This window comes from Cupriavidus sp. GW822-FHT03E04 (assembly GCF_058801495.1).
Genome location: NZ_JBXANI010000004.1, coordinates 158,141 through 173,955, shown reverse-complemented (window position 1 = coordinate 173,955; position 15,815 = coordinate 158,141). Strand labels below are relative to the sequence as shown.

General features: G+C 68.2%; 16 protein-coding genes. 11 read left to right on the top strand and 5 right to left on the bottom strand.

Features of this window, described 5'->3' with window-relative positions:
• Nucleotides 1–140 precede the first annotated feature (140 nt).
• The 5 genes from AC1RQC_RS06600 to AC1RQC_RS06580 form a co-directional block, all read right to left on the bottom strand.
• On the bottom strand, nt 141–809 hold the full coding sequence (locus AC1RQC_RS06600; RefSeq protein ID WP_492809692.1) for a DUF3299 domain-containing protein: 669 nt from the start codon (nt 807–809) through the stop codon (nt 141–143).
• Entirely contained in the window at nt 806–2,116 is a 1,311-nt protein-coding gene (locus tag AC1RQC_RS06595; protein WP_492882727.1) for an ABC transporter permease, read from the bottom strand. Before AC1RQC_RS06595 ends, AC1RQC_RS06600 begins: the two co-directional genes overlap by 4 nt.
• Nucleotides 2,113–2,901, bottom strand: a complete 789-nt coding sequence (locus AC1RQC_RS06590) for an ABC transporter ATP-binding protein (protein WP_492809688.1) — start codon at nt 2,899–2,901, stop codon at nt 2,113–2,115. The genes AC1RQC_RS06595 and AC1RQC_RS06590 overlap by 4 nt, the downstream gene beginning before the upstream one ends.
• 78 nt (nt 2,902–2,979) lie before the next feature.
• Nucleotides 2,980–3,525, bottom strand: a complete 546-nt coding sequence (locus AC1RQC_RS06585; RefSeq protein ID WP_492371401.1) for a RidA family protein — start codon at nt 3,523–3,525, stop codon at nt 2,980–2,982.
• A gap of 208 nt (nt 3,526–3,733) precedes the next feature.
• Nucleotides 3,734–4,684, bottom strand: coding sequence for a LysR substrate-binding domain-containing protein (locus tag AC1RQC_RS06580; protein WP_492809686.1), 951 nt, complete (start codon nt 4,682–4,684; stop codon nt 3,734–3,736).
• A 172-nt stretch (nt 4,685–4,856) separates the two neighbouring features.
• Between AC1RQC_RS06580 and AC1RQC_RS06575 the strand changes: the two genes are divergently transcribed.
• The 11 genes from AC1RQC_RS06575 to AC1RQC_RS06525 all read left to right on the top strand — a co-directional run bounded on the left by AC1RQC_RS06575 (nt 4,857) and on the right by AC1RQC_RS06525 (nt 15,787).
• On the top strand, nt 4,857–6,419 hold the full coding sequence (locus tag AC1RQC_RS06575) for a sugar ABC transporter ATP-binding protein (RefSeq protein ID WP_492882725.1): 1,563 nt from the start codon (nt 4,857–4,859) through the stop codon (nt 6,417–6,419).
• Entirely contained in the window at nt 6,406–7,371 is a 966-nt protein-coding gene (locus AC1RQC_RS06570; RefSeq protein ID WP_492371398.1) for an ABC transporter permease, read from the top strand. Before AC1RQC_RS06575 ends, AC1RQC_RS06570 begins: the two co-directional genes overlap by 14 nt.
• A 10-nt stretch (nt 7,372–7,381) precedes the next feature.
• Nucleotides 7,382–8,392 carry an ABC transporter permease gene (locus tag AC1RQC_RS06565; protein WP_492371397.1) on the top strand — a complete coding sequence of 337 codons (1,011 nt, stop codon included), beginning with the start codon at nt 7,382–7,384 and terminating at the stop codon, nt 8,390–8,392.
• Between the two features lie 53 nt (nt 8,393–8,445).
• Nucleotides 8,446–9,414, top strand: a complete 969-nt coding sequence (locus AC1RQC_RS06560; protein ID WP_492371396.1) for a TMAO reductase system protein TorT — start codon at nt 8,446–8,448, stop codon at nt 9,412–9,414.
• 63 nt (nt 9,415–9,477) lie between these two features.
• The gene (locus tag AC1RQC_RS06555; protein WP_492809681.1) at nt 9,478–10,359 is read left to right on the top strand and encodes a polysaccharide deacetylase family protein; all 882 of its coding nucleotides are present in this window, start codon (nt 9,478–9,480) and stop codon (nt 10,357–10,359) included.
• 41 nt (nt 10,360–10,400) lie between these two features.
• Nucleotides 10,401–11,216 carry an aspartate dehydrogenase gene (locus AC1RQC_RS06550; protein WP_492809679.1) on the top strand — a complete coding sequence of 272 codons (816 nt, stop codon included), beginning with the start codon at nt 10,401–10,403 and terminating at the stop codon, nt 11,214–11,216.
• Nucleotides 11,217–11,237: 21 nt separating this feature from the next.
• Nucleotides 11,238–12,023, top strand: coding sequence for an SDR family oxidoreductase (locus tag AC1RQC_RS06545; RefSeq protein ID WP_492371393.1), 786 nt, complete (start codon nt 11,238–11,240; stop codon nt 12,021–12,023).
• Between the two features lie 26 nt (nt 12,024–12,049).
• On the top strand, nt 12,050–12,745 hold the full coding sequence (locus AC1RQC_RS06540) for an RraA family protein (RefSeq protein WP_492830405.1): 696 nt from the start codon (nt 12,050–12,052) through the stop codon (nt 12,743–12,745).
• The gene (locus AC1RQC_RS06535; RefSeq protein ID WP_492882722.1) at nt 12,738–12,983 is read left to right on the top strand and encodes a hypothetical protein; all 246 of its coding nucleotides are present in this window, start codon (nt 12,738–12,740) and stop codon (nt 12,981–12,983) included. Before AC1RQC_RS06540 ends, AC1RQC_RS06535 begins: the two co-directional genes overlap by 8 nt.
• Before the next feature lie 7 nt (nt 12,984–12,990).
• On the top strand, nt 12,991–14,448 hold the full coding sequence (locus tag AC1RQC_RS06530; protein WP_492882720.1) for an amidase: 1,458 nt from the start codon (nt 12,991–12,993) through the stop codon (nt 14,446–14,448).
• A 25-nt stretch (nt 14,449–14,473) separates the two neighbouring features.
• Complete coding sequence (locus AC1RQC_RS06525) at nt 14,474–15,787, top strand: TetR/AcrR family transcriptional regulator (RefSeq protein ID WP_492882718.1); 1,314 nt, start codon at nt 14,474–14,476, stop codon at nt 15,785–15,787.
• The last annotated feature ends 28 nt before the right edge of the window (nt 15,788–15,815 follow it).

Sequence of the window (15,815 nt, the reverse complement as noted above, 5' to 3'; positions counted from 1 at the left end):
CCCATGCAGAGAAAAACCGTGCGGCGTGCAGAACATATTTGATTCCGGCGCAAGAATGGGCAGCGCGCACGCAAAATGTGGCGCGCGCTGCCTGCGCTGCCGTGCTTAGCCCCAGGCCGGGAACGGATCGTCGCCACCGATTAACGGCGCGGCGACGCCAGATAAGGCTGCACGTTTGCCGCCGGCATGGCGTAGCCGGCGTAGCCCATCATGGTGTCCGCCCGCTCCACCCGCATCGCGCCGCTGATCCACACGGTGTCCATGCTGCGCAGCCCCGCCAGTGGTTTGTCCGTGCGCACAAGGATGACCTGGTTGGCGGGCGGCGGCGGCACATGGATGCACGCGCCAAAGTACGGCACCAGCAGAAATTCGCGGATCGCCTCGCCCTCGCCGTCGAGCGAGACGACAAAGCCCGCTATGCGCACCGCCGCGCCATCGAGCGAGGGCTCCACCGGTGCGTTCTTCCAGTACTGCCGGGCCTTGTACAGGGCGATCTGCGCGCGCGGGTCGGCGTCCTCCAGTTCATCGAGCCGCAGGCCCTTGAACGGCGCCAGTGGATCCCAGCCCTTGGGCAGCAAGGCCTGCCAGCCGATCTCGCGCAAGGTGGGGTCAGGTGTGGCGGGCGCGGGTTGCAGCGCCTCGCCTATCGCATAAGCGGGCGGCTCGGCAGTGGCTGCATCCGCTTTGGCTTGCGCAGGCGCCGACGGCCGGAAGAAATACGCCGCGCCAGCAATAGCCACTCCGATGACAGTGAGCGCAAACAAGGCACGCCGCACACGTGGGGTCATGCCGGGCTTGTTCATCATCATGTGGTCGGCCTCAGCCCGTCGGCCAGGCTGAGGCGGTAAGCGCGCCACCCGGGCAGCAGGCTCACGCAGAAGCCGGCGGCGACCGCGGCGCCAAGCAGCGGCCACTCGCCCGGCGTCGGCCAGGCCGCTTGCAAGGCCACGCCGTACGTGGCTTCCAGATAGGGCCCAAGCCCCGCTGCCAGCGCGCTCAGCAGCAGGAGCCCGAGCAGGGCACCGGCGGCCATCACCACCAGCCCCTCCAGCGCCAGCATGGCCAGCAGGTCGCGCGGGCGGGCGCCGACGGCACGCAGGATGGCCAGCTCGCGCCGCCGCTCGCCCAGCGCGGCAAGGATGGAGGACGCCAGCCCCGCCAGCCCGACCACCACCACCAGCGCCGACACCAGCAGCATGGCGCGCTCGGCCACCCCGATGACGCGCCACAGGTCATCCAGCGCTACGCCCGGCAACACCGCCGTCAGCGGCTCGTGCGGGTCCTCGGCAATCTCGCGCTGCACGGCAAACACTTGCGAGCGCAGCTTCAGCCCGACCAGCACGCCCGTCACGCTATGGGGCGTCAGGTCGAACTTGCGCACCTGCTCCGGCAGGATCGCCAGGCCCGGCAGCGGCACGCCGCCCTCCCAGCCCAGGTGGATGGCTTGCATCGCATCCAGGCAGATATGCACGGTGCGGTCCACCGGCGTGCCGGTGCGCGCCAGGATGCCGCTGACCACGAAGGGCTTGTCGGCATGGTCATGATGGCCGGCAGGATCGGCATGTGGCCCATCGCCACCGCCGTCGCTGTCGCCGTCGCTGTCGCTGTCGCCGTGGCTAAGCACGATGCGGTCGCCCACGCGGTAGCCGAGCCGGCTCGCCACCTCGGCGCCAAGCACCGCATCGAACAGCGACGGGAAGATCCTGCCCTGCGCCAGCTCCAGCGCACGGCGATCCCCGTAGCGGTAGTGGGTGAAGTAGCTGGCCGTGGTCGCCAGCACCGGGAAGCCGCGGTGCGAGTCGCCCAGCGAGATCGGAATGGTCCACGCCACCGCCGGATGCCGCGATAGCCGCTCTACGCTGTCCCAGCGCATGTTGTTGGTGGCCCCGCCAAGGTGGAACACGGTGTAGAGCATCAGTTGGATCGGGCTGGTGCGCGCCCCGACCACCAGGTCGGTGCCGGACACCGACTGCGCGAAGCTCGCCCGCACCGCATGCCGGATACGCTCCACGCCCAGCAGCATGGCAACGGACAGGGCTATTGCCAGCAGCATCAGCAGCAGGTTGAAGCGGCGGTTCCACGCGCTGCGCGCCGCCATCGATAGCATCAGCATCATGCCGGCGCCATCACGTCACTAGCCTCGATCGCGCCGGTCGCGTCCATCGTATCGATCGCCGGCAGCGACAACCTCTGTGCGAAGCTCGCCGACAAGCGCTCGTCATGGCTGACAAACACCAGGCTGGCGCCGGCGGTGCCGCATTCGCGCTGCAGCAACGCCATGAAGGCCTGCTGGCGCGGCGCGTCCAGCGCCGAAGTGGGCTCATCGGCCAGCACCACCTGCGGGCAGCCGATCAGCGCGCGCGCCGCGGCCACGCGCTGCTGCTGGCCAACCGAGAGCTGGGTGACAGGGCGCTGCCACAGGGCCGGCGACAGGTCGAGCTGCCTGAGCAGCGCGTGCGCTGCGGCTTCCGGCGTCTCGCCCTGCGCCGCCGTACGCTCGCGCCGGGCGGGCGAGAAGCGGCAGGGCAGCAGCACGTTGTCCACGACCGACAGGTAGGACAGCAGGTTGAACTGCTGGAAGACCAGGCCAACATGATCGGCACGGAAGCGGTCGCGCTGCGAGGCCGATAACGCGTCGAGCGCGGTGCCCAGCACGCGCACGGTGCCTTGCTGTGGCAGCAGCACGCCGGCCAGCATCGACAGCAAGGTGCTCTTGCCGCTGCCGCTGGGCCCGCACACGAACACCTGCTCACCCGCGCCCAGCCGGAGCCGGTCAAGCCGCAGGCCGGGCGCGGCCTGCGCGGGCCAGGTGAATGCGATGTCCCGCAGGTCGATGACGGCATCGCCGCCGGCCTTGCTGGGCTCGCCATGTTCGCTACGTTCGCCGATACCATTCGCCATCCAGAACCTCGCCAAGCATAATGCAACAGTGTTGCATTATGCTGCGACCCGGCAAGAGATGGCAAGCGGCCCCGGCGTCTACCTTGCCGGGCGCGCCGGCACGCGGCTCGCGGTGACCGTGACCTCGACCAGCCATCCCGGCGGCACCAGCCGCAACACTTCGGCGCGCGTACGCACCGGCACGTTGGGCTGCTTGCCGGTTCCGAAGTACTGGTTATAGACGCCCGAGAAACCGGTGAAATCCGGCTTGCCCGTGGCCGGGTCCGCCACGATCAGCGCCTGCATGGAGACGATGTCGCCCATCTGGTAGCCGCGGTCCTTGAGGATGTGCTCGATCTGGCCGAGCACGTTGCGGGTCTGGGTTGCGGTGTCGCCATAGGAGGCCGCGGTATCGGGGGGCGCGGAGGCATTCGCCACCGTGGGCCCCACGCCGCTGAGCACGAGTTGCTCCGCGCTGGCGGGAATCTCGATCGCCTCGGCGAACTCGCGCGCCCAGGGTTCGGTCATGTGCGCCGGGTTGCGATGCCGGACGATCTGCTCGGCGGCGTTGGCCGTGGCGATGCAAAGTGCTGGAGCGACGACGGTGGCGATGGAAATACACGATAGCAAGCGTGTTGCGCGCATGGGGGGCCTGTCGGTAGAAGCAAGGAAGGAGGATCCGGGCAACGCGGCGTTGCCTTGCCGGACCGTGCAAACGCGGGACGCAGAACACTGAACACCGAACGCGTTCGCGATTGTCACGACCCCATGCTAGTAGCCGCCCCTGTGCGCGGACAAATGACTCCTTGCGCCGCATGCATGCCCTGAGGTCATGCGTGGGTCCAACGACAGCTCAGATCGACGGCATCGCCGCGACCTCGGCGTGCAGCCAGTTGCGGAACGCCGCGATGGCGTAGTCGTCGGCCCGCTCCTTGCGGTACAGCAAGCAGTAGTCGCCGCCGCTGGTGATGCGTTCGCGCACCGGCACGGCCAGCCTGCCCGAGGCGATCTCCTCGGCCACCAGCACATCGGGCACCAGCGCGATGCCGCGGCCTTCGATGGCAGCCCGCACCGACATGAAGAAATGCCCGAAATGCAGGGCCTGCGCGCCGGCCGCGTAGGGCACGTCCAACGCGGCAAACCAGTCGGGCCACGCATGCGCGCGGGAGTCGGTGTGAATCAGCGGCAGCCGCGCCAGCGCGGCCGGGCTGGCGGGCAGCCGGCCCTTCACCAGCCCAGGCTTGCATACGGGCACCAGGCTGTCGGGAAACAGCGGCTCCGTGGCCACGCCCTTCCACTCATCCGTCATCACCAGGTCGATGCGCGGCGCACCCTTGCGGGCCCGCTTGCCAGGCGGCTTGCCCACACGGATGGCCACGTCCACTTTGTCGCGATCGAACGAAACCGGATCGATCGACGTGATCAGCCGGATCTCGATGGCCTGGTGCGCCTGCGTGAAGTTGACCAGCCTCGGCATCAGCCAGGTGGAGGCCAGCGTGGGCAGGATGCTGACCAGCAGGCTGCGCGAGTTCCTGGCCCCGGTGAGCTCGCGGGCAACCGTCTCGATCTGGTCGAGCGAGCGCGTCACCACGTCGAACAAGCGCGCGCCCTGGGGGGTGAGTTCGATGGCGCGCGTGAGGCGGTTGAACAGTTTGAGCCCGTAGTGCGTTTCCAGGTTCTTGATATGCCGGCTGATCGCGCTCTGGGTCACGCACAGCTCGTCCGCGGCCAGCGTGAAACTCATGTGTCGCGCGGCGGCCTCGAAAGCGCGCAGCGAAACCAGCGGAGGAAGCGAACGTTTCATGCGGCACCTGGGGGCGAGGGCGATGGACGCATAAGTATAAGTCATGCGTATGTGCAATCAAGTCGTTTGCTGAAAAGATCCGCGACGCCGAGTATTCCTCTCAGGCAAGAAAAAAAGCATCTGCAAAAAACAAAGACCCAGACAAAAGACAAAGCCAAAAAAAGGAGCCCACATGACAACCACGCCCGGCGAGGAGCGCCCCCTGCTCTCGGTATCCGGTCTTTCCAAGCGATTTGGAGCGACCTGCGCATTGCGCGGCGCCGATCTCACCGTGCGCCCCGGCGAGGTGCATGCGTTGATGGGCGAAAATGGTGCAGGCAAAAGCACGCTGGTGAAGATGCTCGTCGGCGCGCTGCGCCCGGATACGGGCACCATCGTGCTGCGCGGCCAGCCGGTTGCCTTTGGCTCGGTGCGCGACGCCATCGCGGCCGGCGTGATTCCCGTGTACCAGCATGCCACCGTGTTCCCGGACCTGACGGTGGAACAAAACCTGCATGCCTTCGACGTGGCCCGGGCCGGCGCGCTGCACGCTGGCGCCCGCCTGCCCCTGCAATGCTATCTGGACACGGCGCGGCGCATCGGGCTGGCGCTCAACCCGCGCCAGCTGGTGTCCGGCCTGTCGATGGCCGAGCGGCAGTTGCTGGAGATCGCGCGCGGCGTGGCGCGCAAGTGCGAGGTGCTGATCCTCGACGAGCCGACCGCCGCGCTTAACGCGCATGAAGCCGACCGTCTGTTCGCCGCTGTCGCGCGCCTCAAGGAAGAAGGCAAGGGCATCGTCTTCATCAGCCACAAGCTGGGCGAGATCAAGCAGGTCTGCGACACCATCACCGTGCTGCGCGATGGCTTTACCGTGGTGGATGCGGCGCCGGTGGCCGCCATGACGCCGCACCAGATCGTCGAGGCCATGGTGGGGCCGGTGGCCGAGCGCCCCGCGCGCGAGCTCCCCGTCGTAGGCAACACGCGGCTGCGGGTTGAAGGCATCGCCTGCGGCGATCTGCTGCGCGACGTCACGCTGTCGGTGGGGCGAGGCGAGATCGTCGGGCTGGCTGGCCTGATCGGCTCGGGTGCGATCGAGCTGGGCGAAGTGCTGAGCGGCAGCCGCCCCCCCAGCGCCGGCACCATCCGGGTCGACGAACTGGACCTGACGGCGATGTCGCGCCGGCGCTTCAAGCAAGGCGGCGTCGGGCTGATCCCGGCCGACCGCAGCAGCGACGGCATCTTCCCGGGGCTCAATTGCGCCGCCAACGCGGTGGCCTCCACCTACGCATCCATCTCGGATCATCTCTTCGTCTCCGATGCCATGGAGGTGGGCGCCAGCGAGCGCCTGTTCGCGTCGCTGCGGGTGCGCCCGGGCGATCCGGCGCTGGACGTCAGCGCGCTGAGCGGCGGCAACCAGCAAAAGCTGCTGGTGATCCGCAACCTGCTGCTGCCCGGGCTGAAGGTGCTGGTGGTGATCGAGCCCACGCGCGGGGTTGACGTGAACGCCCGCGAGGCCATCCACGATGCGCTGGTGGACGCGGCGCGCCGTGGCGTGTGCGTGATCGTGGCGTCCAGCGACATCGACGAGGTGGTGGCCTTGTCGCATCGCATCGTGGTGATGCGCCACGGCCGCATGGCCAGGGTGTTTGCGCGCGGGGTGGCGTTGCACCAGGTGATTGCGTGCACCACCGGCGCCAGCGATGGCGATGACAGCAAGCAACCCACGCGTGAGGAGGCACATCATGGCCTGGCTTAGGAAGTGGCCGGCATCGGCCTGGGTCTGCCTGGCGCTGTTCGTGGTCTGCGTGATCGCGGTGCCGCGCTTTGGCACCAGCGGCAACATCTTCAACCTGGCGCGCGTGCTGGCGGTGCTGCTGCTGGTGGCGATCGGCCAGGGCCTGGTGATCGTGGTGCGCGGGCTGGATTTTTCCGTGGGCTCCGGGGTGGCGCTGTTCAGCGTGGTGGCTGTGCTGAGCATGCCGGCCATCGGCGTGGGGGGCGCGTTTGCCGCCGGCGCGCTGTCGGTGCTGGCCCTGGGCGTGCTCAATGGCACGCTGGTTGGCATCTTGCGCATTCCCGCCTTTCTTGCCACGCTCGGCACCATGATTGCGGTGCACGGCTTGTGCGGCGTGCTGGTGGGCGGCGTGCCGCTGGATGCCCCGTCCAGCGTGGACTTTTCCGCGCTGGGCCGGGGACAGTGGCTGGGCCTGCCGTTGCCGCTGTGGCTGGCCGGCGCCGCGCTGCTGGTCGTGGGCGCGCTCACGCGCTACACGGCGCCGGGCCGCGAATGGTATCTGGTGGGCAGCAACCCGGAGGCCGCGCACCTGGCGGGCATCGCGGTGAAGCCACGCGTGCTGCAGGCCTATCTGGCCAATGCCGTGCTGGTGGCGATAGCCGGCGCGGTGCTGACCTCGCGGCTCGGCTCGGGCCAGCCCAACCTCTATCCCAACCTGCCCTTCGAGGCGATCGCCGCGTGCGCCATCGGCGGCATTCCGCTCACCGGCGGCAAGGGCGGCCCGCTGCACGCGCTGTTTGGCTGCCTGATCCTGGCCATGGTGGGCAATGCGCTCGTGCTGGTCAATTTCCCCAGCTATATCCAGAGCGTCCTGCTTGGCGTGCTGATCCTCGCGGCCGTGCTGCTCCAGCAACTGCGCGGCCGCTCACTGCGCGCGCGCCCGCTGCCCAGCCTTCCTGCCAACGCATCTTGAGCGCATGAACATGAACACGCAACGACTGATGTCCCTGCACGCTCGCACCGGCGCCGCCCTCTCGGCGTTCTCGCCGCGCTCCGTGCCCGCGCTGCGCAAATCCACCGGCCTGTTCGCCTGCGCGGGCTTGTGGCTGGTGATGGGCGTGATCTCGCCCGGCTTCGCCACCTCGGACAACCTGGCCAACATCGTTTCGCAAAGTGCCGTGCTGCTGTTGCTCGCGCTCGGGCAGATGCTGGTGGTGGTCACGCGCGGCTTCGATATCTCGGTGGGCGCCGTGGCGGTGCTGTCGTCCATCGTGATCGCGCAAACAGCCGCGCAGTTGGGCGAAGCGCCCGCCATCCTGCTGGGCACGGGCGCCGGGCTGGCGGTGGGGCTCTGCAATGGCTACCTGATCGCCTGCCGCCGCATGGAGCCGATCGTCGTCACGCTGGGCGCCACGCTGATCGTGCGCGGCATATCGACCATCGTCTCCGGTGGCGTCGATGCGGTGCCGCTGCCGCCCGCGACGGTGATCCAGTCGCTGGCCTACGGGGCATGGCTAGGTGTACCGGCGATGGTGTGGCTGGCCGCGCCGGTGGCGGCGCTGGCCTGGCTGCTGTGCGCGCGCCTGCCACTCGGCCGCTGGTTCTACATGATCGGCAGCCATCCCGATGCGGCCTTGCTGGTAGGCGTGCCCGTGCGCACCGCCGGCGTGCTGGCCTATGGACTGTGCGGCGCGCTGGCCGGGCTGGCGGCGGTGTTCCTGCTGGCGCGCAGCGGCGCAGCGGTGGCGGTCGACGGCGCGGGCATGGAGTTGCAAGCCATTGCCGCGTGCGTGATCGGCGGCGTGGCGCTGAGCGGCGGCAAGGGCGCCGTGTGGCAGGTGATGGTGGGCACCCTGTTCATCCAGGCATTGCTCAACGGGCTGAACCTGCTAGGCACCTCGCCCTTTGCCTCCGAGATCGTACTGGGCGCGGTCATCGTATCCGCGGGCTTGCTCGAATACCTGATGCGCAGGGTGGGATCGCGCCAGGGCTGAACCCTTACCTTACCTTACCTTCACTGCAACGACATCGAACAGGAGCTTGAATCATGAAGCGAATCAGCATTCCCCGGCTGCGGGCCGCCGTCGCCCTGGCAGGCGCCCTGCTGGCATGCGGGCCGGCCATGGCGCAGAAAGCGCTGACGATCGGCTACGCCACGCCGGACTTGTCATCGTCGTTCTGGATCTCCATGACCTACGGGGTGGAGGATGAAGCGAAGAAGCTCGGCGTCGCGCTGGTCAAGCTCAACGCTGGCGGCGATGCCAACGTCAACATCCAGATCTCGCAATTGCAGGACCTCGTACAGCGCAAGGTCGACGCCGTCGTCGTCGGCGCCACCAACGGCGATGCCATCCGCGGCGCGGTGGAGCATGCCATTGGCAAGGGCATCCCGGTGGTGGGCCTCTCCAGCGTGCCCAGCAGCGACAAGCTGGCCTCCAGGATCAGCGCGGACCACTACGACATGGGCCGCCTGCAGGCGCAGTGCCTTGGCAAGTCGCTCAACGGCAAGGGCGCGGTGGGCATGATCTCCCAGCAACAAGGGCAAACCTGGGCCGACCTGCGGCGCCAGGGCTTCCTGGAAACCATCAAGGCGGAATACCCCGGCATCAAGGTGGTCGCGGAGTCGCGCAGCGCGGTCACGCGAAACGGCGCCATCAACCTGGTGGACGACTGGCTGCAACGCTTTCCCGAGCTCAACGGCATCTATTCCGCGGTGGATGACTCGGCGGCGGGCGCGGCGCTGGCGGTCAAGTCCGCCCACCGCGAAGGCGTGAAGATCAGTGCCTCCAACCTCAGCCCCACCGCGCAGCAGATGCTGCAGAACGGCGAGCTGGCCTGCTCGTCCGTGCAGCAGATCGTCACGCAGGGCCGCGAGGCGCTCAGGCAGGCGGTGGCCGCCGCCCGCAAGGAGAGCACGACAGCAGTCGTGCGCACGCCGTCCATCCTGGCCACGCGCGACAATCTCGCCACGCTCGACCTTTCCCTGGTGACCGCGCCGAAGGACTATCGTCCGTGACGCAGCGCCACCATTCGATTCCGCCTTACTCAAACTCACGCATCCAGCCAGGTCAATAACGCCATGCTTGCTTCTCACGACAGATTTCCCTATTCGCCCATCGTCGATCGCCCGCAATTCGACTGGCCCGGCGGCAAGCGCCTCGCGGTGCATCTGTGCCTGAACCTGGAGCACTTCGCCTACAACACCGGCGGCGGCATCTCCTATTCCCCCGGCATCCCGCACCCCAATACCTACAACTGGGGCTGGCGCGAGTACGGCAACCGGGTTGGCGTGTGGCGCATCATCGCGCTGTGCGACAAGCTCGGCATCCCGCTGTCGGTGCTGCTCAACGCCGAATGCTATGCGCATTGCCCGCAGGTGATCGACGCGCTGCGCAAGCGCGGCGACGAGATCCTGGGCCATGGCCGCACCAACTCGGAGCAGCAGAACAACTTCTCCGAAGCCGAGGAGCGCGAGCTGATCCGCGAGGTGACCGAAGCCATCGCCCACCACGAGGGCAAGCCGCCCGCGGGCTGGCTCAGCCCCGGCGTCAATCCCAGCAACGTCACGCCCGACCTGCTGCAGGAGGCCGGCTACCGCTACATCCTCGACTGGCCGATGGATGACCAGCCGGTGTGGATCAACACGCGCGGCGGCCGCCTGCTGAGCATCCCCTACCCGCACGAGGTCAACGATATCCCCGCCATCGCACTGCACGACGCCACCGCGAGCGAGTTCGCCGACATCATCATCGACAACTTCGACGAGATGCTGGAGCAAAGCGTGGAGCAGCCGCTCGTCTATGGCATCTCCATCCACGCCTTCCTGGTCGGCCAGCCCTACCGGCTGCGGCAGTTCCGCCGGGCGATGGAGCACATCCTGCGCCATCGCAACCAGATCTGGCTGACCACCACCGGCGCCATTGCGCAGCACTACATCGGCCTGCCTGCGCAAGACGCCTGAGCCGAACCAAACAACAAGTTCATCAAACAGGAGATCACACAATGTCATTCGACAAAGAACTGCGGGTCGGCATCGCCGGGTTCGGCGCGGTCGGCAAGAAGCTCGTCAAGCAACTCGATGCCGGCGTCTTCGGCCTGCGGCTGACGGCGGTGGCAGTGCGCGACAAGGAAAAGGCGGCGCAAGCGCTGCAGGGCCTGCGCAACGAGGTGGCCATCGTCGGGCTCGGCGAGCTGGCCGGCCTGGCGGACGTGGTGATCGAATGCGCGCCGGCGGAACTCGTCGGCGAGATCGCCGAGCCGGTGCTGCGCGCGGGCAAGACCATGATCGTGCTCAGCTGCGGGGCGCTGCTTGACCGCATGGACCTGGTGGACCTGGCACGCGAGCACGGCGGCCAGATCATCGTGCCGACCGGCGCGTTGCTGGGCCTGGATGCGGTGACGGCGGCATCGGAGGGCGTCATCCACTCCGTGCGCATGATCACGCGCAAGCCGGTGCGTGGCCTGGTTGGGGCGCCGTTCCTGGTGGAGAACAACATCAACATCGACGACGTGACGGCGCCGATCCAGATCTTCTCCGGCACCGCCCGCGAGGCCGCCAAGGGCTTCCCCGCCAACCTCAACGTGGTGGTTGCGCTGGCGCTGGCCGGCGTCGGCCCGGACAAGACCCACCTGGAAATCTGGGCGGACCCGGCGCTGACCCGCAACACCCACGAGATCGTGGTGGACTCCGATGCCGCGTCGTTCTCCATGAGCATCCAGAACATTCCCACGGAAAACCCCAAGACCGGCCGCATCACGGCGCAGAGCGTGCTGGCCGTACTGCGCAAGCTGCGCAGCCCGCTGCGCGTGGGCACCTGAAAACCATCAAGGAGCAACAACATGGATCTAGGCATCAAGGGGCGCGTCGCGCTGGTCATGTCGGCGGGCGGCGGGCTCGGCTCGGCCATTGCGCTGGCGCTCGCGGCGCAAGGCGCCGTGGTTGCCGTATCGGACCAGAACCAGGAGGCACTGGACGATACGGTGGCCCGCATCCGCGCGGCCGGCGGGCAGGCTTTCGGCGTGCGCGCCGATCTTGCCGACCTGGCGAGCGTGACGGCCATGGTGGAGCAGGTCAGGAGCACGCTGGGCGACCCGGACATCCTGGTCAACAACTCGGGCGGGCCGCCCCCTTCCACGGCCGCGCAAGTCGCACCGGAGCAGTGGCGCAAGCAGTTCGAATCGATGGTGCTGTCGCTGATGCATCTCACGGACCTGCTGCTGCCGGCCATGAAGCGCAAGGGCTGGGGCCGCATCATCACCAGCACCTCGTCCGGCGTGGTCGCGCCCATTCCCAACCTGGGCATGTCCAACACATTGCGCATGGCGTTGCTGGGCTGGTCGAAGACGCTGGCCAACGAGGTAGCCGCCGACGGCATCTGCGTCAACGTGGTGCTGCCCGGGCGCATCGCCACGGACCGCATCCGCGCGCTGGACGAAGCCCGCGCCAGGCGCGAGGGCAAGACCTATGAAGACATCGTGGCGGCCAGCACCGGGACGATTCCAGCCCGGCGCTACGGCCGGCCCGAGGAGTACGGCGACGTGGTGGCATTCCTGGCCAGCGAGCGCGCCGCCTTTGTCACCGGCTCCGTCGTGCGCGTCGACGGCGGCATGATCCCGAGCATCTGATCACTTATCTCCCGAGGAAGCACAGCATGGAAACCACCCACGTAGCCCGCAGCGCCACCGAGCGCGAGACGATCCGCCAGCGATTCCTGCTGGTCGATACCTCCAACGTTGCCGACGTGCTCGACACGCTCGGCCTGTTCGACCAGGGCCTCTCGTCCGCCTTTACGCCGTTCCCCGCCAATGGTGGCAAGCTGGCCGGCTGGGCCTACACCATCCGCGGCCAGATGTCGCCGTACGCGCTCGGCGGCGACCCGGACAAGATGAAGGCCTGCGCGGGCGTGTCCGCCGGCGACGTCACGGTCTGGAGCGGCGACGGCGAAGGCGTCTGCTACTTCGGCGAGCTGATCGCCATTGGCATGAAAGAGCGCGGCTGCGTCGGCTCGCTGATCGATGGCGGCATTCGCGATATCCGCTGGATCGCCGAGCAAGCTTTCCCGGTGTTCGCGCGCTACCGCACGCCGGTGCAGTCGATTGCCCGCTGGAAGGTCAACGGATGGCAGGTGCCGGTGAGCATCCGTGGCGCCACCTCGCAATGGGTGCAGGTGCGCCCAGGCGACTTCGTGCTGGGCGACGAAGACGGCGTGCTGGTGATCCCGCACGAAGTGGTCGACACCGTGCTGCTCGAAGCGGAGCGCCTGACCGAGCAGGAGCGCAGCATCCGCGTGGAACTGCAGCACGGGCTCAGCCTGGCCGATGCGCTGGCCAAGTACGGGCATGTCTGAGCTGGAGACATTGGCAGCACCGGCAGCACCGGCAGCATTGGCAGACCTGGCGGCGCAGGTGATGCAGCGCGCGGCGGATCTCGGGCTGCGGCTGGATGGTGGCCGCTGCAACGAGATCGCGGCTGCGGCCGCGCCGCTGCTGCAAGCCGTCCGTGCCTTGCCGGCGGGCGACGCGGAACTTGCAGCGCAGCCATGGCCGTACACGCATTGGCTGCGGCAGTGCGCCACCGCGCGCTAGGAGGACAATGAGCGACCCCACCCTCCTGAGCGTTGCCGAGTTGCGCATGGCGCTGGCCCACCGGCGCCTGTCACCCTCCGCGCTGGTGCAAGCCTGCCTGCGGCGGGCCGCGGCGGCGCACGCCGCCACGCATTGCTTTGCCGCGCTGGACGACGCAGGCGCGCTCGCCCGCGCCATCCAGCTGGAGACGCACAGCGCGGCCGGCGCTGCCCAGGCACCCCTCTGGGGTATCCCGTTCGCGCATAAGGACGTGCTGTCCGACCCCGTCCGTCCGCCGCGCGCGGGTTCCTTGTTCGACGACCTGATCGACGACCTGATCGACGATCCGGCAGCGGCCCGAAGGCCGGCAGCAGTGCTCGAAGCCCTGCACCTGTCCGGCGCGATCGGCCTGGGCGCCACCGCGCTCGACGAGCTCAGCTACGGCGCCACCGGCCTGAACGATCACTATGGCCACTGCCGCAACCCATGGGATCCGCGCTACATCACCGGCGGCTCGTCGGGTGGCGCGGCGGCGGCGGTCGCGGCGCGCGCGGTGCCGTTCGCCATCGCGGCGGACACCGGTGGCTCGATCCGCATCCCGGCGTCGATGTGCGGGGTGGTTGGCCTGAAACCCACCTGGGGCCGCCTCTGCACGCGCGGCGCGGTCCCGCTGTCGCCGTCGCAGGACACGCTCGGCATCATCGCCCGGACCGCCAGGGATTGCGCGGCGGTGCTCGACGCGCTGGAGCCAACGGCGGCACAGGCCACCACGTTCGATCGCATCAGCGACCTCCGCAGTCCGCTGGCCGGCCTGCGCATCGGCATTGCCCGGCACCCGTTCTTCGAGGTAACGCATGACGACGGCGCCTCGGTGATTGCCCGCGCCTTGCTAGCGTTCGAGTCGCTGGGCGCCAGCTTGCATGAGCAGACCGTGCCCGGCGTGGAGGCCTGCGATACCGCGGCCACCGTGGTGACGTGGCGCGAAGCGATAGCGCTCCACGGCGAGCGCCTGCGTAGCCACGCGGATCGCCTGGCCCGTGCCACGCGGCTGCGGCTGGAGACGGCGCTGGCGGCCGGCCCCGACGATTACGCGCGTGCCCTGGCCTACCGGCCGCTGGCGCTGCGGCGCTTTGTCGATCACGTCTTCTCGGCGTGCGATGTGCTGGTGGCACCCAGCGTTGCCGTGCCAACGCCGCGGATCGCCTCCGTGGCGCAAGACGCCGCGCAAGCGGTGCGCGTGACAACCTCGCTACTGCGCGCCAACCGCTGCATCAGCTATCTCGGCCTGCCTGCCGTGTCGCTGCCAGTGGGATTCACGCCCGACGGCCTTCCCGTGGGCTTGCAACTGATCGGCAGGCCTTGGGCCGAAGGTACCCTGCTTGACGCCTGCGCCGCATTCCAGCAAGCCACCAGCTGGCACCGTATCGAACCCGTGCTCAATGGCACGAAGGTGGCCGGCATCGCGGCGGAGCCGGACAACGGGTAAGCATCTAAAAAGGCAGGCCGGCGCGATGGTAGACTCGGCACAGCCTCAACCCGCGCGGGCCACCTCTATAATCCGCGCTCCCGGCCAACCATCGCAGATATCTCGCCTCATGCTCAAGGAAACAGCGCAAGCCCGCCCGACACGCCGGTACGTGGAAAAACGCGAGGCGATCCTCGATGCCGCTGCCCGGCTGTTCAACCGCAAGGGCTTGCGCGGCGCCACGCTCTCGGACGTGGCGCAGGAGGTCGGCCTGAGCACCAACAGCATCACCTACTACTACCGCAAGAAGGAAGACCTTGTGGTGGCGTGCCTGATGCGCACCATCGATGAAATCGCGGGCATCGCCGACGCCACGGCCGGCGAGCCGCTGCCGCAGGCCAGGGTGCGCCGCTTCATCGCGCTTTTCTTCCAGCGGCTGGCCAGGACGGCAACGGGTGAGCGCCCCGAGCTGATGAGCTTTCGCGAGATCCGCTCGCTGCCCGACACCCACGCGGACGTCGCCTTCGCGGCCTACACGGACATGTTCCGGCGCATCCGCAAGGTGCTGCGCAGCGACACACCCAAGGACCCGGCGCAACGCAGCGCCCTGAGCGCGGCGGCGCACTTGCTGCTGTCGCTGACCAGCGGCGCGATGACATGGGTGGAGCGCTATGAGCCGGAAGACTATCCGAAGGTGGCGGATACCGTCGTGGATATCCTGCTCAACGGCTTTGCGTCACCGTCATCGCGATGGGACAGCGCCCCGGCCGCAACGCCGCCGATCTCCAAAGTCGAAACCACCCAGGAAGCCTTCCTGCGCGCCGCCACGGAACTGCTCAACGAACTGGGCTATCGGGGCGCTTCCGCCGATCGCATCTCCGCGCGGCTGAATCTCACCAAGGGGGCCTTCTATCACCACAACGAAAACAAGGACGACCTGATCTCCGCCTGCTTCGACCGCATGTTCACGGTGATCCGCGATGCGCAGTCGAAAGTGGAGGACGGCCCGGGCACCGGCTGGGACAAGCTGTGCGCGATCGCGCGCGCGCTGGTCAGCTACCAGTTTTCCAGCCAGGGGCCGCTGCTGCGGCTGACTATCTACGGCGCGCTGCCCGAGGAGATGCGCAAGGAGAAGATGCTGACGATGAACCGGCTGTCGGCGCGGTTTGCGCGTTTCCTTGTGCAAGGAATGCAGGACGGGTCGATCCGGGCACTGGATCAGTCGATCGCTTCGTTGCAGGTGAATGGGATGATCAATGCCGCGGTGGAGTTGCGGCGGTGGGTGCCGGATGCATCCGGGGAGAATGCGGCGGATTTGTTTATCCGGCCTTTGTTCCTGGGGATATTTTCAGGGCAGTGAGCGCGAGGATAGGCCTTGATGCGCTTCG

Excerpts from the sequence above, each read along its gene's own strand:
- AC1RQC_RS06600 (WP_492809692.1), bottom strand. The coding sequence starts at position 809 with ATGATGATGAACAAGCCCGGCATGACCCCACGTGTGCGGCGTGCCTTG.
- AC1RQC_RS06595 (WP_492882727.1), bottom strand. The coding sequence starts at position 2,116 with ATGATGCTGATGCTATCGATGGCGGCGCGCAGCGCGTGGAACCGCCGC.
- AC1RQC_RS06590 (WP_492809688.1), bottom strand. The coding sequence starts at position 2,901 with ATGGCGAATGGTATCGGCGAACGTAGCGAACATGGCGAGCCCAGCAAG.
- AC1RQC_RS06585 (WP_492371401.1), bottom strand. The coding sequence starts at position 3,525 with ATGCGCGCAACACGCTTGCTATCGTGTATTTCCATCGCCACCGTCGTC.
- AC1RQC_RS06580 (WP_492809686.1), bottom strand. The coding sequence starts at position 4,684 with ATGAAACGTTCGCTTCCTCCGCTGGTTTCGCTGCGCGCTTTCGAGGCC.
- AC1RQC_RS06575 (WP_492882725.1), top strand. The coding sequence starts at position 4,857 with ATGACAACCACGCCCGGCGAGGAGCGCCCCCTGCTCTCGGTATCCGGT.
- AC1RQC_RS06570 (WP_492371398.1), top strand. The coding sequence starts at position 6,406 with ATGGCCTGGCTTAGGAAGTGGCCGGCATCGGCCTGGGTCTGCCTGGCG.
- AC1RQC_RS06565 (WP_492371397.1), top strand. The coding sequence starts at position 7,382 with ATGAACACGCAACGACTGATGTCCCTGCACGCTCGCACCGGCGCCGCC.
- AC1RQC_RS06560 (WP_492371396.1), top strand. The coding sequence starts at position 8,446 with ATGAAGCGAATCAGCATTCCCCGGCTGCGGGCCGCCGTCGCCCTGGCA.
- AC1RQC_RS06555 (WP_492809681.1), top strand. The coding sequence starts at position 9,478 with ATGCTTGCTTCTCACGACAGATTTCCCTATTCGCCCATCGTCGATCGC.
- AC1RQC_RS06550 (WP_492809679.1), top strand. The coding sequence starts at position 10,401 with ATGTCATTCGACAAAGAACTGCGGGTCGGCATCGCCGGGTTCGGCGCG.
- AC1RQC_RS06545 (WP_492371393.1), top strand. The coding sequence starts at position 11,238 with ATGGATCTAGGCATCAAGGGGCGCGTCGCGCTGGTCATGTCGGCGGGC.
- AC1RQC_RS06540 (WP_492830405.1), top strand. The coding sequence starts at position 12,050 with ATGGAAACCACCCACGTAGCCCGCAGCGCCACCGAGCGCGAGACGATC.
- AC1RQC_RS06535 (WP_492882722.1), top strand. The coding sequence starts at position 12,738 with ATGTCTGAGCTGGAGACATTGGCAGCACCGGCAGCACCGGCAGCATTG.
- AC1RQC_RS06530 (WP_492882720.1), top strand. The coding sequence starts at position 12,991 with ATGAGCGACCCCACCCTCCTGAGCGTTGCCGAGTTGCGCATGGCGCTG.
- AC1RQC_RS06525 (WP_492882718.1), top strand. The coding sequence starts at position 14,474 with ATGGTAGACTCGGCACAGCCTCAACCCGCGCGGGCCACCTCTATAATC.